At 73.4% G+C, this 26,651-nt stretch carries 25 protein-coding genes and 3 tRNA genes; 10 read left to right on the top strand and 18 right to left on the bottom strand.

Annotation, left to right across the window (positions count from 1 at the left end; translation table 11 throughout):
* The first annotated feature begins 128 nt into the window (after window positions 1-128).
* Together GA0070621_RS00670 and GA0070621_RS00665 are read left to right on the top strand one after the other, a co-directional pair.
* Window positions 129-2,429, top strand: coding sequence for an RNA degradosome polyphosphate kinase (locus GA0070621_RS00670; RefSeq protein ID WP_197673963.1), 2,301 nt, complete (start codon window positions 129-131; stop codon window positions 2,427-2,429).
* A gap of 73 nt (window positions 2,430-2,502) precedes the next feature.
* Window positions 2,503-3,384, top strand: coding sequence for an NUDIX hydrolase (locus tag GA0070621_RS00665; protein WP_091190406.1), 882 nt, complete (start codon window positions 2,503-2,505; stop codon window positions 3,382-3,384).
* Window positions 3,385-3,432: 48 nt separating this feature from the next.
* Here the strand turns inward: GA0070621_RS00665 and GA0070621_RS00660 are convergent, their stop codons facing one another.
* The 4 genes from GA0070621_RS00660 to leuC form a co-directional block, all read right to left on the bottom strand.
* Window positions 3,433-5,523: an endonuclease/exonuclease/phosphatase family protein gene (locus GA0070621_RS00660; protein WP_091190402.1), complete on the bottom strand. Its 2,091-nt coding sequence runs from the start codon at window positions 5,521-5,523 to the stop codon at window positions 3,433-3,435.
* Window positions 5,524-5,652: 129 nt separating this feature from the next.
* A complete protein-coding gene (locus tag GA0070621_RS00655) occupies window positions 5,653-6,324 on the bottom strand; it encodes an HU family DNA-binding protein (protein WP_167666466.1) in 672 nt (223 codons plus the stop codon).
* A gap of 160 nt (window positions 6,325-6,484) precedes the next feature.
* Window positions 6,485-7,072 carry a 3-isopropylmalate dehydratase small subunit gene (leuD, locus tag GA0070621_RS00650; protein ID WP_091190395.1) on the bottom strand — a complete coding sequence of 196 codons (588 nt, stop codon included), beginning with the start codon at window positions 7,070-7,072 and terminating at the stop codon, window positions 6,485-6,487.
* Window positions 7,073-7,085: 13 nt separating this feature from the next.
* On the bottom strand, window positions 7,086-8,528 hold the full coding sequence (gene leuC, locus GA0070621_RS00645) for a 3-isopropylmalate dehydratase large subunit (RefSeq protein ID WP_091190392.1): 1,443 nt from the start codon (window positions 8,526-8,528) through the stop codon (window positions 7,086-7,088).
* A 49-nt stretch (window positions 8,529-8,577) separates the two neighbouring features.
* Here leuC and GA0070621_RS00640 point away from each other — a divergent pair, with 49 nt between their 5' ends.
* Entirely contained in the window at window positions 8,578-9,264 is a 687-nt protein-coding gene (locus GA0070621_RS00640; protein ID WP_091115602.1) for an IclR family transcriptional regulator, read from the top strand.
* Window positions 9,265-9,432: 168 nt separating this feature from the next.
* Here GA0070621_RS00640 and GA0070621_RS00635 read toward each other — a convergent pair.
* The 4 genes from GA0070621_RS00635 to GA0070621_RS00620 form a co-directional block, all read right to left on the bottom strand.
* A tRNA-Glu gene (locus GA0070621_RS00635) sits at window positions 9,433-9,508 on the bottom strand.
* Between the two features lie 160 nt (window positions 9,509-9,668).
* Window positions 9,669-9,744 (bottom strand) — tRNA-Glu (locus GA0070621_RS00630).
* 135 nt (window positions 9,745-9,879) lie between these two features.
* Window positions 9,880-9,951, bottom strand: a tRNA-Gln gene (locus GA0070621_RS00625).
* 106 nt (window positions 9,952-10,057) lie between these two features.
* Window positions 10,058-10,861 carry a fumarylacetoacetate hydrolase family protein gene (locus GA0070621_RS00620; RefSeq protein ID WP_091190388.1) on the bottom strand — a complete coding sequence of 268 codons (804 nt, stop codon included), beginning with the start codon at window positions 10,859-10,861 and terminating at the stop codon, window positions 10,058-10,060.
* Between the two features lie 178 nt (window positions 10,862-11,039).
* Between GA0070621_RS00620 and GA0070621_RS00615 the strand changes: the two genes are divergently transcribed.
* Window positions 11,040-12,428, top strand: coding sequence for a hypothetical protein (locus GA0070621_RS00615; protein WP_091190385.1), 1,389 nt, complete (start codon window positions 11,040-11,042; stop codon window positions 12,426-12,428).
* 34 nt (window positions 12,429-12,462) lie between these two features.
* Entirely contained in the window at window positions 12,463-13,329 is an 867-nt protein-coding gene (locus GA0070621_RS00610) for a 3-methyladenine DNA glycosylase (RefSeq protein WP_091190381.1), read from the top strand.
* A gap of 74 nt (window positions 13,330-13,403) precedes the next feature.
* Here GA0070621_RS00610 and GA0070621_RS00605 read toward each other — a convergent pair whose 3' ends face one another.
* The 9 genes from GA0070621_RS00605 to GA0070621_RS00565 all read right to left on the bottom strand — a co-directional run bounded on the left by GA0070621_RS00605 (window position 13,404) and on the right by GA0070621_RS00565 (window position 20,826).
* Window positions 13,404-14,552 carry a cellulose binding domain-containing protein gene (locus GA0070621_RS00605; RefSeq protein WP_091190378.1) on the bottom strand — a complete coding sequence of 383 codons (1,149 nt, stop codon included), beginning with the start codon at window positions 14,550-14,552 and terminating at the stop codon, window positions 13,404-13,406.
* Between the two features lie 112 nt (window positions 14,553-14,664).
* Complete coding sequence (locus GA0070621_RS00600) at window positions 14,665-15,237, bottom strand: GNAT family N-acetyltransferase (protein ID WP_091190375.1); 573 nt, start codon at window positions 15,235-15,237, stop codon at window positions 14,665-14,667.
* A 51-nt stretch (window positions 15,238-15,288) separates the two neighbouring features.
* Window positions 15,289-15,714: an alternative ribosome rescue aminoacyl-tRNA hydrolase ArfB gene (gene arfB, locus GA0070621_RS00595; protein WP_091190370.1), complete on the bottom strand. Its 426-nt coding sequence runs from the start codon at window positions 15,712-15,714 to the stop codon at window positions 15,289-15,291.
* A 9-nt stretch (window positions 15,715-15,723) separates the two neighbouring features.
* Complete coding sequence (locus GA0070621_RS00590; RefSeq protein WP_091190367.1) at window positions 15,724-16,029, bottom strand: hypothetical protein; 306 nt, start codon at window positions 16,027-16,029, stop codon at window positions 15,724-15,726.
* Between the two features lie 128 nt (window positions 16,030-16,157).
* Window positions 16,158-17,018, bottom strand: a complete 861-nt coding sequence (locus GA0070621_RS00585) for a S1C family serine protease (RefSeq protein ID WP_091190364.1) — start codon at window positions 17,016-17,018, stop codon at window positions 16,158-16,160.
* Window positions 17,019-17,066: 48 nt separating this feature from the next.
* Window positions 17,067-18,026 carry a VWA domain-containing protein gene (locus tag GA0070621_RS00580; protein ID WP_091190360.1) on the bottom strand — a complete coding sequence of 320 codons (960 nt, stop codon included), beginning with the start codon at window positions 18,024-18,026 and terminating at the stop codon, window positions 17,067-17,069.
* A complete protein-coding gene (locus GA0070621_RS00575; RefSeq protein WP_091190356.1) occupies window positions 18,023-19,024 on the bottom strand; it encodes a DUF58 domain-containing protein in 1,002 nt (333 codons plus the stop codon). The genes GA0070621_RS00580 and GA0070621_RS00575 overlap by 4 nt, the downstream gene beginning before the upstream one ends.
* Window positions 19,021-20,070: an AAA family ATPase gene (locus GA0070621_RS00570; protein WP_091190352.1), complete on the bottom strand. Its 1,050-nt coding sequence runs from the start codon at window positions 20,068-20,070 to the stop codon at window positions 19,021-19,023. The genes GA0070621_RS00575 and GA0070621_RS00570 overlap by 4 nt, the downstream gene beginning before the upstream one ends.
* A 216-nt stretch (window positions 20,071-20,286) precedes the next feature.
* Complete coding sequence (locus tag GA0070621_RS00565; RefSeq protein ID WP_091190348.1) at window positions 20,287-20,826, bottom strand: hypothetical protein; 540 nt, start codon at window positions 20,824-20,826, stop codon at window positions 20,287-20,289.
* Between the two features lie 337 nt (window positions 20,827-21,163).
* On the opposite strand from GA0070621_RS00565, the gene GA0070621_RS00560 reads away from it, so the two are divergent.
* Entirely contained in the window at window positions 21,164-22,159 is a 996-nt protein-coding gene (locus GA0070621_RS00560) for an endonuclease/exonuclease/phosphatase family protein (RefSeq protein ID WP_091201816.1), read from the top strand.
* 15 nt (window positions 22,160-22,174) lie between these two features.
* Here the strand turns inward: GA0070621_RS00560 and cimA are convergent, their stop codons facing one another.
* A complete protein-coding gene (gene cimA / locus GA0070621_RS00555) occupies window positions 22,175-23,755 on the bottom strand; it encodes a citramalate synthase (protein ID WP_091190344.1) in 1,581 nt (526 codons plus the stop codon).
* 363 nt (window positions 23,756-24,118) lie between these two features.
* Here cimA and GA0070621_RS00550 point away from each other — a divergent pair, with 363 nt between their 5' ends.
* The 4 genes from GA0070621_RS00550 to GA0070621_RS00535 all read left to right on the top strand — a co-directional run bounded on the left by GA0070621_RS00550 (window position 24,119) and on the right by GA0070621_RS00535 (window position 26,569).
* Window positions 24,119-24,679, top strand: a complete 561-nt coding sequence (locus GA0070621_RS00550) for a peroxiredoxin (protein ID WP_091190341.1) — start codon at window positions 24,119-24,121, stop codon at window positions 24,677-24,679.
* A 2-nt stretch (window positions 24,680-24,681) separates the two neighbouring features.
* Window positions 24,682-25,212 carry a carboxymuconolactone decarboxylase family protein gene (locus GA0070621_RS00545; protein WP_091190338.1) on the top strand — a complete coding sequence of 177 codons (531 nt, stop codon included), beginning with the start codon at window positions 24,682-24,684 and terminating at the stop codon, window positions 25,210-25,212.
* An 89-nt stretch (window positions 25,213-25,301) separates the two neighbouring features.
* A complete protein-coding gene (locus GA0070621_RS00540) occupies window positions 25,302-25,760 on the top strand; it encodes a PRC-barrel domain-containing protein (protein WP_091190335.1) in 459 nt (152 codons plus the stop codon).
* Between the two features lie 68 nt (window positions 25,761-25,828).
* Entirely contained in the window at window positions 25,829-26,569 is a 741-nt protein-coding gene (locus tag GA0070621_RS00535) for a tyrosine-protein phosphatase (RefSeq protein ID WP_091190332.1), read from the top strand.
* Window positions 26,570-26,651: the final 82 nt, after the last annotated feature.

The following is a 26,651-nucleotide window of genomic DNA, read 5'->3' as shown; positions in this document are numbered from 1 at the left end:
TCGGCCAGCGGGTCCGGGTCGAACGGGACGCCGCGGGCGAGATCGTCCGCGTGACGTTGCCGACGATGGCCTGAGCAACCTGCCCCGAGTTCATTTTCCGTTCACCGGAATCGGGGAATCATGAGATGGTGAGCACCCCTCGCGAGCACCCCGAGAGCACGCAGCACATCCTCGACCCGGAGTCGCCTCGCAACGGCACCCCGGCCCGGGGCGTCGACGGCCGGTTCCGCCGGGTCCGCGCGCCCGAGGAGGACCTCGCCGTCGACCCGGCCGACCTGGACGCCGCAGCCGCCTCCGCCGGCCTGGAGGAGCCGCTCGACCCGGTCGAGGGCCCGGGCCCGTACGCCGAACGGGCGGCGGCCCAGCCACTGCCCGAGGACCGGTTCCTCAACCGGGAACTCTCCTGGCTCGACTTCAACGCCCGGGTGCTGGCGCTGGCCGAGGACCCGCGTACCCCGCTGCTGGAGCGGGTGAAGTTCCTGGCCATCTTCGCCAGCAACCTGGACGAGTTCTACATGGTGCGGGTGGCCGGGCTGAAGCGCCGGCTCTCCGCCGGCCTGCCGGTACGCGGCGGCGACCGGCTGCCGCTGCGTACCCAGTTGGAGCTGATCGCGTCGAAGGCCGCCGACCTGGTCGCCCGGCAGGCCAACTGCTTCGTCGACGACGTGCTGCCGAGGCTGGCCGACGAGGACATCCGGATCCTGCGCTGGAGCGAGCTGGACGACCCGGAACGGGAACGGCTGCGCACCTGGTTCCGGGAGCACATCTTCCCGGTGCTCACCCCGCTCGCGGTGGATCCGGCGCACCCGTTCCCGTACATCTCCGGGCGGTCGTTGAACCTCGCCGTGTCGGTGCGCGACCCGGACGGCGGTTCGGAGCTGTTCGCCCGGGTGAAGGTGCCCAACAACGTGCCCCGCTTCGTCCGGGTGGCCCGGGACGCTCCCGGCGTCCGGTTCATCCCGGTGGAAGACCTCATCTCGGTGCACCTCGGGCAGCTCTTCTCCGGGATGCAGGTGGTGGAGTGCCACCTGTTCCGGGTCACCCGCAACGCCGAGGTGGAGGTCGACGAGGACCGCGACGAGGATCTGCTCCAGGCCCTCGAACGGGAGCTGGCCCGGCGGCGCTTCGGCCCGCCCGTCCGGCTGGAGGTGGCCGCCTCCATCTCCGACCGGGTGCTGGAGCTGCTCGTCCGCGAGCTGGACATGCACGACCAGGAGGTGCTGCGGGTGCCCGGCCTGCTGGACCTCTCCGCGCTCTGGCAGGTGTACGGCGAGTCCGACCGCCCCGAGCTCAAGGACCCGCCGTTCGTGCCGGCCACCCACCCCCGGCTCACCGAGGGCGAGGTGCCGCGCAGCGTCTTCGCCACCCTGCGCGACGGCGACGTGCTGGTGCACCACCCGTACCACTCCTTCGCGACCAGCGTGCAGCGCTTCATCGAGCAGGCCGCGGCCGACCCGGGCGTGCTGGCCATCAAGCAGACCCTCTACCGCACCAGCGGCGACTCCCCGATCGTGGACGCGCTGGTCGACGCGGCCGCCGCCGGCAAGCAGGTGGTGGTGCTGGTCGAGTTGAAGGCGCGCTTCGACGAGGTGGCGAACATCGGCTGGGCCCGCACCCTGGAACGTGCCGGCTGCCACGTCGTCTACGGCCTGGTCGGCCTGAAGACGCACTGCAAGACCGCCCTGGTGGTACGCCAGGAGGGCAACCAGATCCGCCGCTACTGCCACATCGGCACCGGCAACTACCACCCGAAGACCGCCCGGACCTACGAGGACTTCGGCATGCTCACCGCCGACCCGGAGATCGGCGCCGACCTGACCGACCTGTTCAACGTGCTCACCGGCTACAGCCGGCAGACCGCGTACCGGCGGCTGCTGGTGGCCCCGCAGGGCATCCGCAGTGGCCTGATCGAGCGGATCGAGCGGGAGATCACGCACGTCCGGCTCGGCATGCCGGGCCTGGTGCAGTTCAAGGTGAACGCCCTGGTGGACGAGGAGATCACCGACGCGCTCTACCGGGCCTCCCAGGCCGGCGTGCACGTCGACCTGTTGATCCGGGGCATGTGCACGCTGCGTCCGGGGGTGCCGGGGCTGTCGGAGAACATCCGGGTCCGCTCGATCCTCGGCCGGTTCCTGGAGCACTCGCGCATCTTCCGGTTCGGCAACAACGGCGACGCCGAGTTCTGGATGGGCTCGTCCGACCTGATGCACCGCAACCTGGACCGCCGGGTGGAGGCGCTGGCGCAGGTGAGCGACCCGGTGGCCCGGGCCGAACTCGACTTCGTGCTGACCGCCGCGTTCAGCCCGGAGGTGGACGCGTTCGAGCTGGCCGCGGACGGCAGCTGGAGCCGGCGTACCGGCACCGCGGAGGAGCCGCTGACGCACCTGCAGGACCTGTTGCTGCGCCGGGTCGGCGGTACGGCGGGGTGAACGGGCCGACGAAGACGGTCCCGGCCGCCGGTTCGACCGCGCGGCCGGCTCGGACCGGGCTTACGGTGAGCGGGTGACGGACGACGAGCCGGTACGGATCCGGGCGGCGGGCGGGGTGGCCTGGCGCCCGGGGCCGACCGGCGTCGAGGTCTGCCTGGTGCACCGCCCCAGGTACGACGACTGGTCGTTGCCCAAGGGCAAGCTGGACGCCGGGGAGCACCCGCTGCGGGCCGCCGTCCGCGAGGTCGCCGAGGAGACCGACGCCCGGGCCGTGCCACAGGTACGCCTGCCCACGGTCCGCTACCACAGCGAGGGGCGACCGAAGGCGGTCGACTACTGGTCGATGCGGGCCGCCGCGACCGGCGGCTTCCAGCCGGACACCGAGGTCGACGAGGTGCGCTGGCTCGACGTCGACGAGGCGGTACGCCGGGTCAGCTACCCGCACGACGCCGAGGTGATCGCCGCGTTCGCGGCGCTGCCGCCGGTCACCGGCACCGTGCTGCTGGTCCGGCACGCGCACGCCGGCAGGCGGGGCACCTGGACCGGCCCGGACAACGGCCGGCCGCTGGACGAGCAGGGCTGGGCGCAGGCGCGGGCGTTGGCCGACCTGGTGGCCCTGATCCGCCCGGTACGCCTGCTGGCCGCCTCGGCCCGGCGCTGCGTGCAGACCCTCGACCCGGCGGCCGCCCGGCTGGACCTGCCGATCGAGGTGATCGGCGACCTGGACGAGCCGAAGCCCGGCCAGCAGCCGGACGAGTGCGCCCTCGCCGCCGCGGCGTGCGTCACCGCGCTGGCCGCCGCCGGCGAACCGGTCGCCGTGTGCGGCCAGGGCAAGGTGATCCCGGGCATGCTGGAGCGGTTGACCGGCCGGGCGGACGACTTCACCACGCCCAAGGGCGGCGGCTGGCTGCTCGCCTTCACCGGCGACCGCCTCCTCGCCGCCGACCGCCTGTAGGCGCCCGGTCGGTTGTCCCGCTGCCCGACCTCGGTCGACGGGCGGGGCTCACGGCAGGGTCAGGGTCACCGCGACCGGCAGGTGGTCGCTGGCCGTGGTACGCGGTGCCGCCACCGCGCCGGCGGCGAGGCCGGGCGAGACGAGTACGTGGTCGATCTGCTCCCGCGGATCGTCGGCCGGGCTGGTCGCCAGCGGGCGGGCCGCCGCCAGGGCGTCGACCAGACCGGCCCGGACGAACTCGCCGAACGCGGCGTCGCCGGGCTCGGTGTTCAGGTCGCCGGCCAGCACCAGCGGACGGCCGGCCGCGTACCGGGTGGCGAAGGCGGCGACGTCGCGGGCCTGGGCCACCGGCCCCCGCCCGGGTGGCGGTTGCAGGTGGGTGGCGACCACGGCGAGTTCCCGCCCGCCGAGGTCGAGCGTGACGCCGAGGGCTTGCGCCCCGGTCGGCGCGCCGTACGCCGCGAGCGGCCGGGTCCGGCCGGACCGCACCGGGAAGCGGCTCAGCACCGCGTCCCCCCACAGCGGATCGGCTGCGGGCGCGAAGACGTACGGCATCCGCAGCCGCCGGGCCAGCAGGGCGAGCAGGTCGTGGCCGCCGTTGAGCAGCCAGCCCCGGTCCACCTCGCTGAGCAGCACCACGTCGGGTCGGGCCCCGCCGACCGCCCGGGCCAGGGCGTCGAGGTCGAACCGCCCGTCCAGCCCGAAGCCCATCCGGACGTTGTACGCCAGCACCCGTACCGCCGCCGGTGGCGTGGCGGGCCGGGTGGCCGTACCCGGCGGCCGGTACAACCCGCCCGCCAGCACGGCCAGCAGCGCCAGCAGCAGGGCCGTGAGGCGCCGGGGATACCCGGTCAGGAGGGGGGCGGCCTGCGCCGGCCCGGTGGCGGCGAGCACGGCGATCAGCCCGGCCGTGGCCACCGGCACCCAACCGTTGGGATAGCCCAGGTCGTAGGCGGCGTAGTAGGCGACGGACGCGACGGCGAAGAGCAGCATTCCGCCGACGGCCGGGTAGCCGCGCCGCGCGTCACCGGCGTGCGCCGTACGAGCCGCCGCGGTGTCCGGCCCGGATGCCGCGCCGGACGGGTCCCCGGGGTCGGCGGCCCCGCGATGCCCGGTCGCGCCCGCGCCGGACGCCGACACCACAGCGGACGGCGCGGCGCTGTCGGTGCGGGCCAGGCAGCCGCCGAGGCCGACGGCGGCGAGCAGGCACGCCGGTCCCAGCCAGGCCGGCCGGTCGGCGGCGAAGAGCGCCGCACCCGCGAGCAGGGCGACCGGCCACACCACCCGCCCGAGCCAGGCCGGAGGCCGGGTGAGCGCGGCCGCGAGGAAGAGCCCGACCGCGTACGCCGGGAACGCCGAGGCGATGCCCTCCGGCGGGCGGCCCAGGCCGGGGAAGTCGGACGAGGCGTACCCGTAGGAGGACGAGGCGCTCCACAGCCCCGGGGCCAGCGCCAGTTGGCCGGCCACCAGCAGCGCCGGTCCGACGACCAGCCAGGCCCGGCGCCCGGCCGAGCCGGTGGCCGGCCCGGTCGACGCTGCCCTGGTCGACGCGGACCTGGTTGGTGTGGACCCGATCGACGCGGCGGGGGCGTGCGGGGCCGCCGGGCCGCGCCGCGAGCCGGGAAACCAGCCGTCGGGCGCTGCGGCGGCGGCGAGAAAGGCCAGCACCAGCAGGACACTCAGGCTCCAGCCGAGCGGGCCGCCGCGCCAGACGAGGTCTTCGGTGCCGAGCAGCGCGTGGCCGACGGCGGCGATCGCCAGGCCGAGGGCCAGGCCGGGCACCGGCCGTTCGGTGCGGGCCGCGGTGGCGGCGAGCCAGACCAGTCCGGCAAGCAGCCCGGAGCAGGCCAACCAGAGCTGCGGCTGACCGCCGGGCGCGGCGGTCAGGGCGAGCCGGGCCGCGGCCAGCGCCCCGGCCGCGACCAGACCGACCGGACGGGGACCGAGCCGGCGTACGAGCGGCGGAGCGGCGAGCGCGACGAGGAACCAGGCGAGCGCGAAGCCGCCGAGGAGTTCGGCCGGGGTCTCGGCCGCCCGGCCGAAGATGGTGATGATTGCGGGCAGCCACACCCGCAGCAGGTCGAGCAGGACCACGATGCCCAGGGCCAGCGCGGCGGTGGGGAGATGGCGGTGGCGCACGGCGCCTCTTCTCGTGACCGACGGGGGTGTTCGGCACGAGGATTCTGCGGGCCCGCTCCACGGCGGGTCAACGCGTACCCACGAAAAGGGCGCCCACCGCGAACGGTGGGCGCCCTCCGGCCGCGACGGTCAACGCCGGGCGGCGGTCTTCCTGGCCGGCGCCTTCTTCGCCGGTGCCTTCTTGGCGGCGGTGCTCTTCTTCACCGCGGCGGTCTTCTTGACGGCCGTGGTCTTCTTGGCCGCCGGCGCCTTCTTCGCCGCCGTGGTCTTCTTGGCCGCCGGCGCCTTCTTGGCGGCGGTGGTCTTCTTGGCCGCGGCGGCCTTGGCCGGCGCGGCCTTCTTCGCCGGCGCGGCCTTCTTCGTCGCGGCGGTGGCCTTGGTGGCCTTCGCCGCCGTGGTCTTCTTGGCGGCGCCGGCCGCGGTGGTCTTCTTCGCCGCGGTCGCCTTGGCTCCGGCCGCCTTCGCACCGGTGGTCTTGGCGGCGGCCGCGGCGATCTTCTTGGCGGCGGCCGTGGCCTTCGGCACCTTGCCGTTGGCCACCATCTCCTTGAAACCAGCGCCCGGACGGAAGGTCGGGACGGAGGTCTTCTTGACCTTCACCGCCTCGCCTGTCCGCGGGTTGCGCGCTGTTCGCGCCCCCCGGATGCGCTTTTCGAACGCTCCGAATCCGGTGATCGCCACCTTCTCGCCCTTGGTGACCGACGCCTGGACCTCAGCGAGGACCGCGTCGAGCGCGGCCGTCGCCGTCTTCCGGTCCCCCAGGCGAACGGCGAGCGCCTCGATGAGCTCGGCCTTGTTCACGACTTCCTCCCGATTGTGCAACTGACTCGACGCGAGCCATTCTGCGCGCACGGTATGCCCTGTGCTGCCGGGACACAAACATTCGGTGGAAAAAAGGCCTTGTGTCGTAACGGATTCGCCCCCGCCGGCCGGGCCGACGGGGGCGAATAGCTATCTGCGGTCAGGCGACCGAGGGCAGGAACGACGGTCGGGACGCTTCGTACGCGCCGATCTCGGCCTCGTGCCGGAGGGTGAGTCCAATGTCATCCAAGCCCTCCATCAGCCGCCAACGGCTGTGGTCGTCGAGCGGGAAAGACCAGGTGGCATCCCCGGCACGGACCTGGCGGGCGGTGAGGTCGACGGTGATCGGGGTGGTCGGATCCGCGTCCACCAGATCCCAGAGCGCCTCCACGGCGGGCAATTCCAGCTCCACCGGAAGGAGCCCTTCCTTCAGCGCGTTGCCACGGAAGATGTCACCGAAGCGGGGCGCGATCACGGCCCGGAAGCCCCAGTCCCGCAACGCCCAGACGGCGTGCTCGCGCGAGGAACCCGTACCGAACTCGGGACCGGCGACGAGAATCGACGCACCCGAATGGGCGTGATCGTTGAGAATGAATTCCGGATCTTCCCGCCACGCGCTGAAGAGCCCGTCGGCGAAACCGGTACGGGTCACCCGCTTGAGGTACACGGCGGGGATGATCTGATCGGTGTCCACGTTGGATCGACGCAGCGGCACGGCGGTGCCGGTGTGGGTGGTGAACTTGTCCATCTCGGCTGCCCTTCTACAGGTCGGCGGGGGCGGCCAGCCGGCCGACCACGGCGGTGGCGGCGGCGACCGGCGGGGACACCAGGTGGGTACGCCCGCCCCGGCCCTGGCGGCCCTCGAAGTTGCGGTTGGAGGTCGAGGCCGAGCGCTGGCCCGGCGAGAGGGTGTCCGGGTTCATTCCCAGGCACATGGAGCAGCCGGCGAAGCGCCACTCGGCGCCGGCGTCGGTGAAGACCTTGTCCAGCCCCTCCGCCTCGGCCGCCTCGCGGACCGCGGCGGACCCGGGAACCACGAGCATGCGTACGCCGTCGGCGACCTGGTGGCCGCGCAGCACGTCGGCGGCGGCGCGGAGGTCCTCCAGCCGACCGTTGGTGCAGGAGCCGACGAAGACCACGTCGACGGCGAGGTCGCGCAGCGGGGTGCCGGGGGCGAGGTCCATGTATTCCAGAGCGCGGCGGGCGGCGGCCCGTTCGGGCTCGGTGCCGAACTCCTCCGGGGCGGGCACGGCGGAGCCCAGCGGGGCGCCCTGCCCGGGGTTGGTGCCCCAGGTGACGAACGGGGTGATCCGGCTGGCGTCCAGGGTCACCTCCGCGTCGAAGGTCGCCCCCTCGTCGGTGGGCAGCGTCCGCCAGTACGCCACCGCCGCGTCCCAATCCGCGCCCTGCGGCGCGTTCGGCCGTCCCTTCAGGTACGCGAAGGTGGTCTCGTCCGGCGCGATCATGCCGGCCTTGGCGCCCCACTCGATGGACATGTTGGCGATGGTCATCCGGCCCTCCATGGAGAGGTCGCGGATCGCCTCGCCCCGGTACTCCACCACGTGGCCGCGCCCGCCGCCGGTGCCCACCTGCGCGATCAGCGCCAGCACCAGGTCCTTGGCGGTGACGCCCGGGGCGAGCCGGCCGGTGACGTTCACCGCCATGGTCTTCGGCCGGGCCTGCGGCAGCGTCTGGGTGGCCAGCACGTGCTCCACCTCGCTGGTGCCGATGCCGAAGGCGAGCGCGCCGAACGCGCCGTGGGTGGCGGTGTGCGAGTCGCCGCAGACGATCGTCAGGCCGGGCTGGGTGAGGCCGAGCTGCGGGCCGATGACGTGCACGATGCCCTGGTTCTCGTCGCCCAGCGGGTGCAGCCGTACGCCGAACTCGGCGCAGTTGCGGCGCAACGTCTCGATCTGGGTGCGGGAGGTGGGATCCGCGATGGTCAGCAGGTCGCCACGCCGGGACCGGAACGACGGGTCGTCGTACCCGGTCGGGGTGTTGTGATCCTCGGTCGCGATCGTCAGGTCGGTGCGCCGCACCCGGCGGCCGGTCAGCCGCAGCCCGTCGAACGCCTGCGGGCTGGTGACCTCGTGGAGCAGGTGCAGGTCGATGAAGAGCAGATCCGGCTCGCCGGCGGCGGAGCGGACGACGTGCGCGTCCCAGACCTTCTCGGCCAGGGTCCTCGGTTGAGTGACTCCCACCATCTGGACATCCTAAATTCTGGGAGGTAAATTTCGGCTTGTGGGACACAGTATGAGCGGTGTCGGCGTTCTCGACAAGGCGGTGGTCATCCTGGCCGCCTGTGTCGACGGCGCCAGCCTGGCCGAGCTCGTTGAACGCACCAAGCTGCCCCGGGCCACCGCGCACCGGCTGGCACAGGCGCTGGAGATCCACCGGATGCTGGTCCGGGACACCCAGGGGCGCTGGCGCCCGGGTCCCCGGCTCGGCGAACTGGCGAACGCCGCGCCGGACGTGCTGCTGACCGCGGCCGAGCCGCTGCTCGCCGCGCTGCGCGACGCCACCGGGGAGAGCGCTCAGCTCTACCTGCGCCGCGCCGACGAGCGGGTCTGCGTGGCCGCGGCCGAGCGGGCCAGCGGCCTGCGGGACACCGTACCGATCGGCTCGGTGCTGCCCATGACGGCCGGGTCGGCGGCGCAGATCCTGCTCGCCTGGGAGCCGCCCGAGGCGGTCATGCCGTTGCTGCCCCGGTCGAAGTTCACCGGCCGCACCCTGGCCGAGGTACGCCGTCGCGGCTGGGCGCAGAGCGTCGCCGAGCGGGAGGCCGGCGTGGCGAGCGTCTCGGCCCCGATTCGGGACCGCACCGGTCGGGTGATCGCGGCGATCAGCATCTCCGGCCCGATCGAGCGTCTCGGCCGGCGCCCCGGCGAACGCCACGCCATGGCCGTCGTCCGTGCCGGCCAACGCCTCTCCGGCCTCTGACCCCCGGCCTGCCCGCCCCTCGCCCTCCGGGGCGGTGGGGCGGGCTGATCCACTCCGGCTCGCGTATCTGGCGGTGTCCGCCGCCACCCGGTTACCGCAACATCCCGTAACCGGGTGGCCGAGAAGACACGAAACAGCCCGCCCCACAGGTGGGACGGGCTGTGCGCGTGGTAGCCCCGACCGGATTCGAACCGGCGCTACCGCCTTGAGAGGGCGGCGTCCTGGGCCGCTAGACGACGGGGCCAGGCACTTTCCTGCTTCACCGCCCGTGACGAGCGGTGCGGCGATAGTCTAGCGGCACCGCCCGGAGCACCCGACGACGGGGGTCGGAAGACGCAACACCTCGGTCACGAGCAGCCGGGACACGAAACAGCCCGCCCCACAGGTGGGACGGGCTGTGCGCGTGGTAGCCCCGACCGGATTCGAACCGGCGCTACCGCCTTGAGAGGGCGGCGTCCTGGGCCGCTAGACGACGGGGCCAGAACTATTTGCTTCCTCACCCGTGGGCGAGGAAGCTGCACTCTATCAGAGTTCATCTGCCGTCCCCCGCATGAGGGACGGAGCGGAACTCCGCCAGAATCCAGCGTCCGGGATCCTCGCGGATCCGCGGCTGCGCTGGGGTACCAGGACTCGAACCTAGACTAACTGAACCAGAATCAGTCGGGCTGCCAATTACCCCATACCCCATTGGCCCCTTGCGGCGCCGGGAATGAACTTTACCCTCCCCGCGCCGGCAGGCCAAATCCAACCCCTCGAACCGCCCCTGACCAGCGGAAACGAGACGTCGGACGCATCAGGCGACCGGCACCACCGGGTTGGTGAGCTCGCCGATCCCCTCGATCCGCACGGTGACCGTATCCCCGTCGGCGAGCGGGCTAACCCCCGCCGGCGTGCCGGTGAGCACCACGTCGCCGGGAAGCAGCGTCATCACGTGGGAGATGTACGACACCAGGGCCGGCACGTCGAAGACCATGTCCTTGGTCCGGCCGAGCTGGCGCACCTCCATCTCCTCCGGGTTGCGACCCACCTCACACCGGATCTCCAGGTCGGCCACGTCCAACCCGGTGCTGATCCACGGGCCAAGCGGGCAGAAGGAGTCGAAGCCCTTGGCCCGGGTCCACTGCCCGTCGGAGCGTTGCAGGTCCCGCGCGGTGATGTCGTTGGCGCAGGTGTAGCCGAAGATGGCGCGCTCGGCGGCGGCCCGGTCGGCGCGCCGCGCGCCCGGAGCGCCGATCACCACGGCCAGCTCCGCCTCGTGCTCGACCTGCTTGGAGAAGATCGGCAGGCGGATCGCGTCCCGCGGCCCGATCACCGAGGTGGACGGTTTGAGGAAGAGCAATGGCTCCTTGGGCACCTCGCTGCCGTGCTCGGCGGCGTGCTCGGCGTAGTTGCGGCCGACACAGACCACCTTGCTCGGCAGGATCGGCGAGAGCAGCCGGACGTCGGAGAGCGCCCAGCGGGCGCCGGAGAACGAGATCTGCCCGAACGGGTGACCCTCGATCTCGGCGATGGTCAGGCCCTGCGGCCCGGCCTCCGGCTCGCCCTCGACGACCCCGAACGACATTCCCTTGGCATGAGCGAAACGAGCGATACGCACCCGGCCAATCTATCGCCGCCACCGCCCCGGACCACGCCGGACGCGAGGCACACCACGTCGGCACGGTGCGCGGGACGCGCCAGGTTACGCCGCCACGCGCCGACCGGGGCGGGAATGCCCACTTCGTACCCGCACGGCGGGCCGGGGACCATAGCTTCGGGTCCGGGAGGTTCGGTCCATGCCTGCAACGAGACGACACCACGGGTCCCTGGCCCTGATCGTGAACTGCCTCGGGGTCATCGCCGCCGTACCGGCCCTGCCCGCCGCGGCACCCCGGGCGGCGGCGGCACCCGCGAACCCGGTCCCGGCGGCGGCGCAGGCCGCCCCGGCGGAACGCGCCACACCCATCCCGACCGGCGCGCCGGCGTCCCCACCGGCGATGCCGACCGGGAAGCCGCCGCCGGTCCAGATGTCGGCCCCGCCGATCACCGTGGCGATGACCGCGGCGAACACCCCGGCGCCCGGTTACCAGATCCTGGTCCGCAACGGCGGCGACAAGGCGGTCGAGACGACCGTACGGCAGGAACTGCCGGCGGGCTCGAAGGCCACCACGGTGACCGCCGGCGGTCGGGCCACCGCCCCGGCCGGGTCGTCAACGGCCAACGAGGTGACCTGGCGGCTGAAGCTGCCGGCGCACAGCACCACCACCCTGAACACCGCCCTCAGCACGGCCGCGCCCGGCCGGCCGGTGACCGCGCCCACCTGCGCGTACGGCACCGACGGCACCCGGCCGTACGACTGCGCCACGGCGACCTGGGCGGCCCCGGCGGCACCGACGGCGCAGGTGACGGCCGCGCCGCCGGTGTGGCAGCGACCGCCGGTGCTGCTGGCCGCGCTGGCCGCGCTCCTGGTCCTCGCCGCCGGCGCGCTCACCTGGTGGTGGCGGCGCAGGCGGCGCACCGGCGTGACACCGACCGGCCCGGCGGCCACGGGCGTCGGCGCCCCGGCGCTCGCCGGCGCGACGGCCGGACCGGCGGAGCGCGGCACCGTCTACCCACGCCCGGCGATGCCCTCGCCGAGGCGGCGCGGCGGCAGCCTGCCGATGTGGCTGATTTTCCCGGTCGCCGCGGCGGTGCTGGCCGGCCTGGTCGGGGTGGGGGCGTGGACGGCCAGCCAGCGGGTCGCCGCGATCGACACCAGCAAGCAGCCGACCAGCGGCGCGTGGATGGGCAAGAGCGTGACCGGGGCGGTCGGCGTGCCGCTGCGCGAGTCCGCCTTCGAGTTCACCGTCTACCGGGTGGCCTGCGGCGCCGGGTCGCTTCCCTCGACCACCGCGGGCGGCCGGCAGTGTCTGGCCACGGTCGGGGTGCGCAACCTCACATCGGACGAGCAGACCTGGCACGGGCAGTTGCAACGGGCGTACCTGCCGGGCGGCAACTGGGTCGCCACCGACGAGGACGCCACCCGGGTGGCCAACCTCGGGCGGGACGTCTTCGCCCAGCCGGTCGCCGCGGGCAGCCGGGTGCTCCTTCCGCTGGTCTTCAGCGTGCACGGCAGCGACCAGCCCAAACAGTTGGAGCTGCGCAGCGGCGTCTTCTCCGCCGGAGTGCGGGTGGACGTGCCCTGACCGGAGGGCGGGCGGCGGTCGTACCCTGGGGTCCGTGACCGCCGCCCTCGCCCCCGCCACCGCGCTCGACGCGGCCGACTGGCAGGCCCGGCGGCGCGCCCACGAGGAGCGGGTGGACGCCTGGCTGACGCCGCACCTGACCCGCCGGCGCGGCGGCGTGAAGCATCCGGTGGAGGACTTCCTCTTCACCTACTACTCGCACCGGCCCGCCCAGCTACGCCGCTGGCACCCGGGCGCGGGCGTGGCGCTGCGCGACGCGGACCCGGCCGAGTTCGGCCGGGACTACCGCGCCACCGCCGCCGGGCTCACCCTCGACACCGATGGGGTACGCGCCCGACGTGCCGAGTCGCTCGCCTGGATCCGTACGCTGCTCGCGGCGACCGCCGGCCGCCCCGCCCACCTCGGCTGCTTCGGGATGCACGAGTGGGCGATGGTCTACCGGCAGACCCAGGACGAGATACGCCACAACTCCTGGCCGCTGCGGCTCGGCCCGGAGGCCACCGCCGCGGTCGTCGAGGAACGCGGCGTCCGGTGCAGCCACTTCGACGCGTACCGGTTCTTCACCGCGCCGGCCCGGCCGCTGAACGTGCTCACCCCGAGCCGGGAGACGCAGCACGCGCTGGAGCAGCCGGGCTGCCTGCACGCCAACATGGATCTCTACAAGTGGGCGTACAAGCTCTCCCCGCTGGTGCCGTCGGAGCTGGTCGCGGAGTGCTTCGCGCTGGCCCGGGAGATCCGCGCGCTGGACATGCGGGCCAGCCCGTACGACCTGGCCGACCTGGGCTACCCGCCGGTGCGGGTGGAGACCCCCGAGGGCCGCGCCGAATACGCCGCCGCCCAGCGCGGCTTCGCCGAGCGGGCCGCCGGGCTGCGCGCCCGGCTGCTCGCCGCGCTCGACTGACCGCCGAGCCGACCGCCGGGCCTCGGAGTCGGGCTCGGCCCGGCGGCGCGGTTCGCCGCCGGGCCGAGGATGGCTCAGCTCGCGGTGCAGCTCACCGTCGGTACGCGGTTCCCGCCGGGTGCGTCGGCCAGGAAGCCGAAGGTGGCCTGGGCGGCCGGGGCGAGGGCCCCGTTCCAGCTCACGTTCCGCGCGGTGACCTGGGTGCCGCTCTGGGTCAGTTCGGCGTTCCAGGACTGGGTGATCCGCTGGCCGTCGGCGTAGCTGAAGCGGACGGTCCAGCCGGCGATCGGCGCGGTGCCGCTGTTGCGGACGGTCACCTCACCCTGGAAGCCGCCGGGCCACTGGCCCACGATCCGGTATTCGGCGGCGCAGCCCGTGCCCGGTGCCCCGGTCGGGGTCGACGTCGGGGTCGGCGTCGGCGTGGGGCTGCTGGTGGGCTTGGGGCTGCTGGTGGGCGTGGGGCTGGCGGTCGGCGACGCCGTGGGCGTCGGGGTGGTCCGGCGCAGGGCCGCGGCGAGCGCCGGGTACCAGCGGTCGGACATCTTCTGGTCGCCGGACGCGTTGGGGTGCACCCCGTCGTACGTGTCGGTGGCGGTGTTGAAGCCGGTCCACTGGTCGACCACCACGATCGGGGAGGCGGTCGTGGTCTTGCCCGCCGCCCAGCCGTCGATCGCGGAATTGAGCGCCACGACCCGCTGGCCGCACTCGGTGCAGGTGCTCGGGGCCATCGGGATGATCTTCGCGACGATCACCGTCGTCGCCGGGTTGCTGGCCCGCATCTGGTCCACCAGCTTCGAGTACGCGGCCAGGATCGTCGCCGGCGCGATGTTGCTCCACACGTCGTTGGTGCCGAAGTGCATGAGCACGATGTCCGGGTGCGTGGCGGCGAGCCAGCCGGGCAACTGGTTCTGGTTGGCAACGTTGGTCACCAGGTAGCCGCCGTGGCCCTCGTTGTCCCCGTCGTACGGCACACCGCAGCCCTGCGGGCCGAGGGTGCCGACGAAGTCGACGTCGGTGTAGCCGGTGGACTGGAGGCGGTTCCAGAGCAGCGCCCGCCAGCAGCCGGGCGAGCCGGTGATCGAGTCGCCGAGCGGCATGACGCGTAGCGGGGCGGCAGCGGCGGCGGCCGGGGGCGCCGTCGAGACGAGGGCCAGCCCCAGGGCGAGGGCGGGCAGGAGGGCGGCGACCGCGGTCAGCGCGGCGCGCAGTGGTGCACGGAGCATGATGACGGGACTCCTGTCACGTGACGTGGTGGTCGGTGACGGCCCCTGCTCCCGGCAAGGATTCAATCAGGTTGATGGATCCGGCTCAACCCGGTCCCGCGCCGTGGGTGGCTCAGCCCGCCGGGTGGCCCCGGTGGACCGTCCACTCCGGTGCGAGGATCGACATGACGGTGGCGTCGACCCAGTCCTCGCCGTCGCGCAGCACCTGGCGCAGCGTGCCCTCGGCGACGAAGCCGCACTTCTCGTAGACCCGCCGGGCGCGCGGGTTGAACGCGAACACCTCCAGCGAGATCCGGTGCAGGCCGAGTCGCTCGAAGCCGTACCCGACGATCAGTCGCACCGCCTCGGTGCCGAGCCCCCGGTCACGGCCGCCCGGACCGATCAACGTACGGAAGTTGCAGTTGCCGTTGTGGCCATCCCACTCGTTGAGGACCACCTCGCCGACGCAGCTCCCGGTCGCCTTGTCCACCACGGCCAGGTCCAACCGGTCGGTCTGGCTGTTGCGGGTGCCGTACCAGGCCCGGAGCCGACCCGGGTCGGGCGGCTCCGGCGGGCTGCCGGTGAGCCGGGCCACCTCCGGATCGGCCAGGACGACCTCGAAGACGGCGATGTCGGCGTCGACGAACGGGCGCAGTACGACCCGGTCGCCGGTGAGGGTGGGCTTGACGGAGAAGTCGACGGGCACGCGGCGAATTGTGGGCGGCCCGCCGGCCGGCGACAAGCCGTTTTGCGGCGGTCAGTCGCCATCCACCCGCCGGTCTCGCTTGCGCTGGGACTGGCGCTTCTTCTCGGCCAGGCGGCGCTCCTTCGCCCCTCGGGACGGGCGGGTCGGGCGGCGGGGTTTCGGCGGCGGGGCGACCGCCTCGCGCAGCAGGGCGGTCATCCGATCGCGGGCCGCCTCCCGGTTGGCCAGTTGCGCCCGGTGCTCGCTGGCGGCCACGGTCAGCACGCCGTCGACCAGCCGGCCGGCGAGCCGGTCCAGCGCGCGGGCGCGCAGCGGCTCGGGCACGCTCGGCGAGCCGGCCAGGTCGAAGCTGAGTTCCACCCGGGAGTCGGCGGTGTTGACCCCCTGCCCGCCCGGCCCCGACGAACGGGAGAAGCGTTCCCGCAGCTCGGCGGCGGGGACCACGAGCCGCTCGGTCACCCGCAGTCCGTCATCCACGCCCTGAGGCTATCGCCCGACCGGGTGACTCGGCGATGGAGTTGTCACGGTCGGGGTGGGCCCGGGACCCGCCCGTTCGTGGTCCGACCCGACCGCCGCGTACGCGGCCGCGCCGCCGAGCAGCAGGGCGATCACGCCCACCTTGGTGAGGACCGCCCGGATCGCCAGCCAGGCGGTCCGCCGGGCGGTGGGAACGGTGTTCCGCGCGGTCCGGTAGTCCTTCCAACCACGCTTCGCACGGGCGTACGCCGCACCGACGCCGGTGCCGATGACCAGGCCCACCAGGAGGAGGGCCGCGATGACAGCTTGCTCCACCCACGCCAGTATCCATACTCAGCGTAATATTTCCATGGCACGATGGTCCCACGCCGGATATCCGACAGTTCACCCGATCCGGCCGGATGGTCCGGGACGCCTCCGCACGTCACGGCCGTGGCGCGCGGTCAGCCACCCCGGCCGATGATCGTGTCGGCGGTCTGCTGCACCTGGTCGATCGGGATCGCGAACCCGATGCCGATCGAGCCGTTGCCGTCGATCGTGGCGATGGCCGTGTTCACCCCGACCACCTCGCCCCGCGCGTTGACCAGCGGGCCACCCGAGTTGCCCGGATTGATCGAGGCGTCGGTCTGCACCGCGGTGTGCCGGCCGTTGCCGATGCGTACCTGCCGGTTGAGCGCGCTGACGATACCGGCGGTCACCGTGCCGGCCAGCCCGAGCGGGGAACCGACCGCCAGGACCGGCTCGCCGACCCGGGTGGAGTTGGGCTTGGCCAGCGGCAACGGTGACAGCCCGGCCGACGTGGGCACCTTGAGCACCGCCAGGTCGCTGTTCGGCTCCCGCCCCACCACCTCGGCCGTGAAGCGGCGGCCGTCGGAGGTCTCCACGGTCACCGGTCCGGAGCCGCCCTTGGCCAGGATGTGGTCGTTGGTCACGATGTGCTGCTCGTGGTCGATGGCGAAGCCGGAGCCGCTCGCCGACGACCCGGACGAGCCGCCGACCATCACCGAGACCACCCCCGGCACGGTCTTCTCGGCGGCGGTGACCAGCTCCGCCGGCACCGGCGCGGCGGAGGCCGCCGCCTGCCCGGGCGCGTCGCGGCCGGCCACCCAGCTACCGGCCGCCGCCCCGGAGAGCGTGGAGATGGCCAGCACCGCCACCGCGCTGAGCAGCCGGCCGCGCCAGCCCCGTGGCCCCCCGCCCCGCTCCGATCCGGGTACGTCCCAGCGCCCGCGCCCGTCCGGATCCAGCTCGGGCGAGACGAACCACGGGCCGCGTGGCTCGCCGAGTCCGGTCTGCACTGCCATACCTGGCTCCTCACGTGTCGTGCCGACATGCCGGATGGGTGGTGCCGATCAGGGCAACCGGGAGAACCACCGCAGGGATCCGGCCGCCGCGCCCATGGCGAAGACCAGTCCGAGGCCGATGAAGCGGGCGGAGATGTCCTGCCGTTCCTTGCGGTAGCCGACCGACGTGCCGATGTCCTCGTACACGGCGCGCAGCTCGGCGCTGGTGGACGCCTCGTGGAAGCCGCCCCCGGTCTCCTCCGCGACCGCCTTGAGGGTCTGTCCGTCGACCGGCACCTGGATGGCCCGCCCGCCCCGGTCGACGAAGCCGGACGGGGTGCCGAACGAGATGGCGTGCACCGGAACCTTGGCCGCCACGGCCTGGCCGGCGGCCTCCATCGGGTCCATCCCGGAGGTGTTGGCCCCGTCGGAGAGGATGATGATCCGGGCCGGCGGCGGGTCCTTGGCGGCCTTGGCGTCCAGGCTCTTCACCGCGCCCAGCGAGGTGCTGATCGCCTCCCCGATGGCGGTGCCCTGCACGCCGGTGACCCCCTCGGCGAGCCGCCCGATCCCCTCGTGCAGGGCGTCCCGGTCGGTGCCCGGCGGGACCAGCACCGCCGCGCTGCCGGCGAAGGCGACCAGCCCGACGTTGAACTCCTTCGGCAGGCCGTCGGCGAACCGGCGGGCGGCCTGTTTGGCGGCGGTCAGCCGGTCCGGGTCGACGTCGGTGGCGAGCATCGAGGTGGAGACGTCCACCGCCACCATCACGGTGGCCCGTTCCCGGGGCACCCGCACCTCAGCGTTGGGCCGGGCGAAGCCGACCACCAGCAGCGCGAGCATGGCGAGGAAGAGGCCCGCCGGCACGTGCCGGCGCCAGACCGGCCGGCGTGGCGCGACCCGGTCCAGCAGGCGCAGGTTGGTGAAGCGGACCGCGTACCGGCTCTGCCGGCGCTGCATCGCCAGGTAGCCGACGACGAGCGCGGCGACGCCGAGCAGGAGCCAGAGGCGGGCGGGCGACTGCCAGGTCACGCGCCACCTCCCCGGGCCGCGGCGGGCGCGGCGGCCAGCCGGCGCTGGTGGTGCACGTGCCGCACGATGTCGGCGGCCCAGTCCCGGTCGGTACGCAGCGCCAGGTGGGTCGCCCCGGCCCGGCGCAGCACCTGGCGTACCTGGTCGCGCTGGGCGGCGGCGGCCTGGGCGTACCGCTCCCGCAGGGCCCGGTCGCCGGTCCACACCTCGCGCCGCCGGCCGGTCTCCGGGTCGATCAGGGTGATCAGGCCGACGTCCGGCAGTTCCAGCTCGCGCGGGTCGGTCACCTCCACCGCGAGCACCTGGTGCCGGACGGCGAGCCGCCGCAGCGCCGCCTCCCAGGGCGGGGCGGCGTCCGGGTCGTCGGGCAGCCCGTCGAGGAAGTCGGAGACGACCACCACCAGACCGCGCCGGGTGGCCACCCGCTGGACGCCGGCCAGCCCGTCCACGAGGTTCGGCGGGGCGGGTGCCGCGGTCTCCTCGTACCCGCCGGTGCGGGGCGCGCCGAGCAGGGTGCGCAGCAGCCCGAGCAGGTGGGTCCGGCCGCTGCGGGCCGGGAACCGGCGCAGCCCGTCGGGGGTGAGCACCTGAGCGCCGAGGCGGTTGCCGGCGCCCGCGGTGAGAAATCCGACCGCCGCCACGGCGGCCACCGCGAGTTCGCGTTTGTCCAGCGTGGCGGTGCCGTACTCCATGCTGGGGCTGGCATCGACCAGCAGCCAGGTGGTCAGCTCGCGGTCGGCGTCGACCTCGCGGACGTGCGGGACGGTGGTGCGCGCGGTTACGGCCCAGTCCATCCGGCGTACCTCGTCCTCGCCGGGGCGGTACTCCCGGCTGCCGGCCACCTCGCTGCCCGGGCCGGGCAGCAGGCCGCGGTACTGGCCGTGCAGCAGCCCGTCGAGGCGGCGGGTGACGGTCAGTTCGAGCCGGCGCAGCCGCTGGTCGGGGGCGAGATCCGCCAGGCCGGGCTCGGGCAGGGTCGGGGCGGCCCGGCGCCTCATGCCGCCGCCAGGTCGGACGCCGCCTCGGGACGGCCGGCGACGACCCGGGGCGGCGGCACCGCCTCGATCAGCCGGCGGACGACCGCCTCGGCGGAGACCCCGTCGGCCACCGCGTCGAAGGAGAGCACCAGCCGGTGCGACAGCACGTCCACCGCCAGGTCCCGGACGTCCTCCGGGAGCACGTACTCCCGGCCCCGGATCAGCGCCTGGGCGCGGGCGGCGGCGACCAGGCCGAGGGTGGCCCGGGGACTCGCCCCGTACGCCAGCAGCGGCGCCATGTCGTTCAGCCCGAACCGGCCCGGGTCCCGGGTGGCGAGGATCAGCCGGACGACGTACTCGGCGAGCGCGTGGTGGACGAAGACCTGACTGGCCCGATGCTGGAGTTCGCGCAGCCGGGCCGGGTCGAGCACCGGCCGGGGCGTCGGCCGGTCGCTGCTCATGCGGTAGAGGATGGCCAGCTCGTCGGCGTCGCTCGGATAGTCGACCACGATCTTCATGAGGAACCGGTCGCGCTGCGCCTCGGGGAGCTGGTAGACGCCCTCCGACTCGATCGGGTTCTGGGTGGCGAGCACCAGGAACGGGTCGGGTACCGGCCAGGTCCGGCCGCCGATGGAGACCTGCCGTTCGGCCATCGCCTCCAGCAGCGCCGACTGCACCTTGGCCGGGGCTCGGTTGATCTCGTCGGCGAGGACCATGTTCGCCATGATCGGGCCCAGCTCGACGTCGAAGGCCTCGGTTGAGGCGCGGTAGATGCGGGTACCGACGATGTCCGAGGGGACCAGGTCGGGGGTGAACTGGATGCGGGTGAAGGTGCCGCCGACGACGGTTGCGAGGGTCTGCGCGGCGAGGGTCTTGGCCACCCCGGGCACGCCCTCCAGCAGGCAGTGTCCGTCGGCGACCAGGGCGGTGAGCAGGCGCTCGACGAGGCGGTCCTGCCCCACGATCACGCGCTTGACCTCGAATAGGGTCTGTTCCAGCTCGACGCCGCCGGCGTCGGCGTCGACCGGGCTGGGCGCACTGGCCAGGGTGTCCGAGATGTCCGTCACGGTGCTTGCTTCCCGTACGGGCGCTCGGACAAACGTCGGATTATCGGTCCGTGTCGGGTCGTTCCAGGGTCGGACGGGGACGACTCCCTCGGCCGGGCGGCAACCGCACGACCGAGGTCTGGCGACGCAGACCGGCGCAGACCGGACCGCCGGTCGGCGGGGGCCAGGGCCCGGCACCGGCCCCCGCCGGGGCGGGGGCCAGCACGGCGGGACGGGTCAGTTGGCGATGACGATGTGGAACGGCTTGTCCGCGAACCCGCCGGTGGAGTTGCGGGTCTGGACGAAGACGGCGTTGGGGATCAGGTACCGGGGTGCGACCGAGACCTCGCCGCCCGGCGGGACGTTGTTCGGGTCGTTGGTGCCGACGGCCGCGTTGAACGCCTTGAGGTGCACGTCGTAGTCGAGCGTCACCTGGTACTGCCCCGCGTTCTGGCCCGGCAGGTTGCTGGCGAACCTCGAGGCGCCGGTGACGTTGGCCGAGTGCTGGAGCAGGGTGCCGTTGCTGCTGACGACGGCCCAGGCGACCGTGCCACCGGCGGGCGGGGCGAGGGTCGCGCGCAGCGCGGTCTTCGCCGCCCGGGACTCGGCGGCGGTCACCGGAGGCTGGTGACCGGGCTGCCGGGCGCCGGGCTGGGCGGCCTCGACCGGAGCCTTCGCCGTCGGCTTGGCGGCGGCCGCGATGCCCCCACCGGCCAGGGTGAGGGCCAGGACGCCGAGTGCCACCACCGCCGCCTTGCGTCTGAAGAATGTGGCCATGACAGGTCTCCCTTTTCGACCGTGCTGATACGGCCGGCCCGCGATTCGCGGGTCGGTTCGTTACCGCAGGAGAGCCGGGCGCAAAGACGGCGGACCACCGGGGGCCGCCTCTCTCGCGCACCAGATGCACCCGGCTTGAGCTGGGGTTACTACGGAGAGTTCGGACGTCGCAACCAGAGTGGAAGTTAGCACCACAAAAAGCCGCTGGTCAATAGCGCTGATTTGCGTTCCGCCTGTCCGAGGCGTGGTTGAAAATTGCGAAAGGCGAATCGGGATCCATTCACGAAATGGCGCCGCAGGACGTCGCCGCGGGACGTCGGACGGTACGGTGACGACCGTGACCACGACGACGGACGAGGGACGGAGCACAGCCCGGAACCGCCGGATCGCGACGACGGCGTGTTGGCTCGCCGTCGCGCCCGCCGCCGCCTGGGTGCTGTTCCGGCTGGCCGGATCGGACCGGGGGCCGCTGGTGCAGGCGGTCGCCTTCACGCCGTACGCCGCCGTCGGTTCCCTGGTGCCGCTGGTGCTGGCACTCGCCCTGCGGCGGCGAGCGGCGGCGGTGGTCGCGGCGGCCACGACGCTGGCGCTGATCGGTGCGGTCGCCCCGCGCGCGGTCGCCGCCCCGCAGCCGGTCGCCGACGGTCCGACGCTGCGGCTGCTCACCGCCAACCTGCTCAAGGGCCGGGCCGACCCGACCCGGCTGGTCGACCTGGTCCGTCGGCACCGGGTGGACGTGCTGGCCGTGCAGGAGTTCACCCCGGGGATCGCGGCCGAGCTGGACCGCCTCGGGCTGGACGCCCTGCTGCCCTACCGGGTGCTGAACCCGGAGGTCGGCACCACCGGCTCCGGGCTCTACGCGCGTTTCCCGCTCGGCGAGGGCGGGTTCCGGCGCAACCAGGGCTTCCTCTTCACCCAGGCGTACGGGACGCTGGCCGTGCCGGGCGCGCCCCCGGTACGGGTGGAGTCGGCGCACCCGGCCGCCCCGTACGCCGTCGCCGTGGTGCCGGACTGGCGGACCGACCTGCGCGGGCAGCCGCCGGCCACGCCACGGGGGCGGCTGAGCATCCTGGCCGGGGACTTCAACGCCACCCTCGACCACGCCCCGCTGCGGGCCCTGATCGCCACCGGGTACGCCGACGCCGCCGACGCGGCCGGCGCCGGGCTCGCCGGCACCTGGGGCCCGTACGACGGCGACAAGATCCCGCCGGTCACCATCGACCACGTGCTGGTCGACCGACGCGTCGCGGTGCGCTCGGTGGCCGTGTACGCGGTGCCCGGCAGCGACCACCGAGCCGTCCTCGCCGAACTACGCCTGCCCGCCTCGACGTGAGGAGGAGATCCCTCCTTACACGCGGGCCCGGTCGAGGCCGTAGGTGAGAGCGTCGACCAGGGCGTGCCAGCTCGCCTCGACCACGTTCGGGTGCACGCCGACGGTGGTCCAGTCCCGGCCCGCGCCGGCGGTCTCCACCAGCACCCGGGTCACCGCGCCGGTGCCGTGGCTGCCCTCCAGGATGCGGACCTTGTAGTCGGCCAGTTCGAAGTCGCGCAGCTCGGGGTAGTGCCGCACGAGCGCCACCCGCAGCGCCTCGTCCAGGGCGTTGACCGGGCCGTTCCCCTCGGCGGTGGCGATCACCCGTTCACCGCGTACCCGGATCTTGACGGTGGCCTCGGAGACCACCGCGCCGTCCTCGCGGTGCTCGACCAGCACCCGGTACGACTCCAGGGCGAACGGCCGGGGCGCGGCCCGGTCCGGCAGCTCGGAGCGGACCAGCAGCTCGAACGAGGCGTCGGCGGCCTCGAACGACCAGCCGTCGGCCTCCAGCTCCTTGACCCGGTTGGTGACCGTGGTCAGGGCGGCCGGATGGCCGGACAGGTCCAGGCCCAGCTCGCGGCTCTTGAGCTCGACGCTGGCCCGTCCGGCCATCTCGGTCACCAGGATCCGCATGTCGTTGCCCACCACCGACGGGTCCACGTGGTTGTAGAGCAACGGGTCGACCTTGATCGCGCTCGCGTGCAGCCCCGCCTTGTGGGCGAAGGCGGCGGCCCCGACGTACGCCTGGTGGGTGTCGGGGGCGATGTTGGCGATCTCGGCGATGGCGTGCGAGACCCGCACCATCTGTTCCAGGCAGCCCTCCGGTAGGACGGGCAGCCCGAGCTTGAGCTGGAGGTTGGCGACGACCGCGAAGATGTCGGCGTTTCCGGGGCGCTCGCCGTACCCGTTGGCGGTGCCCTGGAAATGCCGGACGCCGGCCTCGACGGCGGCGATGGTGTTGGCCACCGCGCAGGCGGTGTCGTTCTGGCAGTGGATGCCGAGCAGCTCCGGCGCCACCCCGGTACGTGCGGTGACGTCCGCGATGGCGGCGGTGACCTGGGACGGCAGCATGCCGCCGTTGGTGTCGCAGAGCACGAACCGCTCGGCCCCGGCGGCCAGCGCCGTCTCCAGCACCGCCGCCGTGTACGCCGGGTCGTGCCGGTAGCCGTCGAAGAAGTGCTCCCCGTCGACGAAGACCCGCCGCCCCTGCTCCACCAGGAACCGCACCGTGTCGTGGACCATGGCCAGGTTCTCGCCGGCGGTGGTGCGCAGCGCCCGTACGACGTGCCGGAGGTCGGCCTTGGCGACCAGCGCCACCGCCGGGGTCTGGGCGTCGAGGAGCCCCCGCACCTGCGGGTCGGTCTCGACCGCCACCCCGGCCTTGCGGGTGGCCCCGAAGGCGACCAGGGTCGCGTGCCTGAGCCCCAGCTCGGTACGGGCCCGCCGGAAGAACTCGGTGTCCTTGGGGACGGCGCCCGGCCAGCCGCCCTCGATGAAGCCGACCCCGAGGTCGTCGAGCAGGCGGGCCACCGCCAGCTTGTCGACCACCGAGTAGCTGAGCCCCTCGCGCTGGGCACCGTCGCGCAGCGTCGTGTCGTACACCTGGAAGGTCATGGGAGTGTCCTCTTCTCGAACCCTGGGGGAGCAACAAAAAGACCCCCCGCGGATGCGGGAGGTCTGCGCGCTCGGCGAGAGGGAAGGCCGGCGCGCTAGGTGCCAATAATCAGGACGTGGCTGGTCACGATCCGTACTCTGCCACTCCGGCCCTGGTTCTGGGAGGAAGAATCCACATGTCGGGACGGTGACGCAGGGTGCTCATACCCGATCGAGGGACGACCTCGGGGCGGAACGCGCCGCCGGTGATCGACTTCACAAGTCGACCGGCCGCCACCAGGCGAAAACAACGCTGGGGAAGTATCTGGAACCGATCCAGTTACCGGCTTCGCGCCACTGGCAAGCCGCTGTCAAGGAGGACCTGTGCTCACTGTCGGTGACCACTTCCCCGAGTACGAACTCACCGCCTGCGTGTCGCTGGACGCCGACAAGGCGTTCGAGACGATCAACCACAAGTCCCACGAGGGCAAGTGGCGGGTGGTGTTCTTCTGGCCGAAGGACTTCACCTTCATCTGCCCGACGGAGATCGCCGAGTTCGGCCGCCTCAACGGCGAGTTCGCCGACCGGGACGCCCAGGTCCTCGGCGTCTCCGTCGACAACGAGTTCGTCCACTACGCGTGGCGCAAGGACCACCCCGACCTGCGCGAGCTGCCCTTCCCGATGGTCAGCGACATCAAGCGCGAGCTGACCGCCGCGTGCGGCGTGCTCGGCGCGGACGGCGTCGCCCAGCGGGCCACCTTCATCGTCGACCCGAACAACGAGATCCAGTTCGTCATGGTGACCGCCGGCTCGGTCGGCCGGAACGTCTCCGAGGTGCTGCGGGTGCTGGACGCGCTGCAGACCGACGAGCTCTGCCCGTGCAACTGGAACAAGGGCGGCGCGACCCTGGACGCCAACGCGCTGCTCGCCGGCGCCGGGGCCTGACGATGGGCCTGGACGCGGTCAAGGCGGCGCTGCCCGAGTACGCCAGGGACATCAGGCTCAACCTCGGCTCCACCGTCGCCACCTCCACGCTCAAGCCGGAGCTGGCCTGGGGCACCGCCCTGGCCTGCGCGGTGGCGGCCCGCAACCCGGTGGTGCTGAGGGAGATCGCCGCCGAGGCGTCCGACCACCTCACGCCGGAGGCGGTCGAGGCGGCCAAGGGCGCCGCCACGATCATGGCGATGAACAACATCTACTACCGGGCCAAGCACCTGATCGGCGACGAGCAGTACACCTCGCTGCCGGCCCGGCTGCGGATGCAGATCATCGCCCGGCCGGGCGTGGAGAAGGGCGACTTCGAGCTGTGGTGCCTCGCCGTCTCGGCGATCACCGGCTGCGGCGTCTGCCTGGAGTCGCACGAGAAGACCCTGCGCTCCGCCGGGTTCACCCGTGAGCAGGTGCACGAGGGGCTGCGGATCGCGTCCGTCGTGCACGCCGCCGCGGTGGCCCTCGACGCGGAGGCCGCGCTGGCCTGAGCCCGCCGGTGTAGAGATCTCCACAGCCGGGTACGAAGGGTCCGACAGGGCACATCCCCCGAGAAAGTCGAGAAAGGGAGTGGACGCCAATGGAGCGGCTCGACCCTCGAACGACCCACGGGACGCCGGACCCGCTGAACCAGGGCGGTCAGGGCGCCTCCGCGGGCGGCACGTCCGCGGGACGCTTCGATCCGTGGAGCTACCGGGACGACGCCGGGGTGTCCGGCGTCGATCTGGTCGGCTACAAGGTGGAGGCGAGCGACGGCGGTATCGGCAAGGTGGACCGGGCCAGCCACGAGGTGAACTCCAGTTACCTCGTGGTCGACACCGGGCCGTGGATCTTCGGCAAGAAGGTCCTGATGCCGGCCGGCACCGTCAACCACGTCGACCACGACGAGCGGAAGGTCTACGTCGACCGGAGCAAGGACCAGATCAAGGCCGCGCCCGAGTACGACGTGTCCACCGACACGGATCCGGCATACCGGGAGAAGCTCGGCGGGTACTACGACGACACGTACTCGTCGATCCCGCCGGGCACCGCCCGGTGACGGAGGGCACCTGCAGCTGACGGCCGGCGGGGCACATCGATGCCTCGCCGGCCGTTACCGTGTCAGGGGTGGATGGCACGGACACTCCTCACCGGACCCCCTTTCCCGCCCTCTTCAACTTCCGCGACGTCGGCGGCCTGACCGGCCATGACGGACGGACCGTCCGCCGCCGCCGGCTCTACCGCTCCGACTCGTTGCACCGGATCGACGAGACCGACCGGGCGGCGTTCACCGCGCTCGGCATCCGCACCGTGATCGATCTGCGCCGCCCCACCGAGGTGACCCGCGACGGCCGGGTGCCCGCGTACGACGGGCTCGCCTACCGGCACATCCATCCCGAGCACCCGGACTGGGCCGGCATCCCGTACGACCCGCGGGAGAGCCTGTCGCGCTGGCTCGCCGACCGGTACGCGGCCCTGGCCGAGACGGGCACCGCCGGCCTGGCCGAGGCGATCGGGCTGATCGCGGACAGCGCCAACGCGCCGGTGGTGGTGCACTGCGTCGCCGGCAAGGACCGGACCGGGGTCGTCTGCGCGCTCACCCTCGCGGTGCTCGGCGTGGCCGACGAGGACATCGCCGCCGACTACGCGCTGAGCACCGAGGCGTCCGCGCGGTTCAGCGCCTGGGTCGCGGCCACCAGTCCGGCGGAGGCGGAGCTGCCGCCGCCCTTCCTCGCCTCCCCCGCCGAGGCGATGACGCTCTTCCTCACCGAGTTGCGCGCCGGGTACGGCACCGTGGAGGGCTACCTGCACCACGCCGGCGTGACCGACAGCCAACTGGCCGCCCTCCCCACCCACCTCCTGGCCTGACCCGCCCGCCCCGCGCGAGTCGATCGGCGCGGCGGCACGACGACGCACGGCCGGCACCGTCTCCGACGGTGCCGGCCGTAAC

Source organism: Micromonospora narathiwatensis (assembly GCF_900089605.1).
GTDB lineage: Bacteria > Actinomycetota > Actinomycetes > Mycobacteriales > Micromonosporaceae > Micromonospora > Micromonospora narathiwatensis.
This window is presented reverse-complemented; position numbering and strand designations above follow the sequence as displayed.

What these genes read in the sequence shown, in the direction of transcription:
- leuD (WP_091190395.1), bottom strand. Translation starts at nt 7,072, where the DNA reads ATGGACAAGTTCACCACCCACACCGGCACCGCCGTGCCGCTGCGTCGA.
- GA0070621_RS00605 (WP_091190378.1), bottom strand. Translation starts at nt 14,552, where the DNA reads ATGCTCCGTGCACCACTGCGCGCCGCGCTGACCGCGGTCGCCGCCCTC.
- GA0070621_RS00575 (WP_091190356.1), bottom strand. Translation starts at nt 19,024, where the DNA reads ATGAGGCGCCGGGCCGCCCCGACCCTGCCCGAGCCCGGCCTGGCGGAT.
- leuC (WP_091190392.1), bottom strand. Translation starts at nt 8,528, where the DNA reads ATGGTGGGAGTCACTCAACCGAGGACCCTGGCCGAGAAGGTCTGGGAC.
- cimA (WP_091190344.1), bottom strand. Translation starts at nt 23,755, where the DNA reads ATGACCTTCCAGGTGTACGACACGACGCTGCGCGACGGTGCCCAGCGC.
- GA0070621_RS00545 (WP_091190338.1), top strand. Translation starts at nt 24,682, where the DNA reads ATGGGCCTGGACGCGGTCAAGGCGGCGCTGCCCGAGTACGCCAGGGAC.
- GA0070621_RS00640 (WP_091115602.1), top strand. Translation starts at nt 8,578, where the DNA reads ATGAGCGGTGTCGGCGTTCTCGACAAGGCGGTGGTCATCCTGGCCGCC.
- GA0070621_RS00615 (WP_091190385.1), top strand. Translation starts at nt 11,040, where the DNA reads ATGCCTGCAACGAGACGACACCACGGGTCCCTGGCCCTGATCGTGAAC.
- GA0070621_RS00585 (WP_091190364.1), bottom strand. Translation starts at nt 17,018, where the DNA reads ATGGCAGTGCAGACCGGACTCGGCGAGCCACGCGGCCCGTGGTTCGTC.
- GA0070621_RS00540 (WP_091190335.1), top strand. Translation starts at nt 25,302, where the DNA reads ATGGAGCGGCTCGACCCTCGAACGACCCACGGGACGCCGGACCCGCTG.
- GA0070621_RS00565 (WP_091190348.1), bottom strand. Translation starts at nt 20,826, where the DNA reads ATGGCCACATTCTTCAGACGCAAGGCGGCGGTGGTGGCACTCGGCGTC.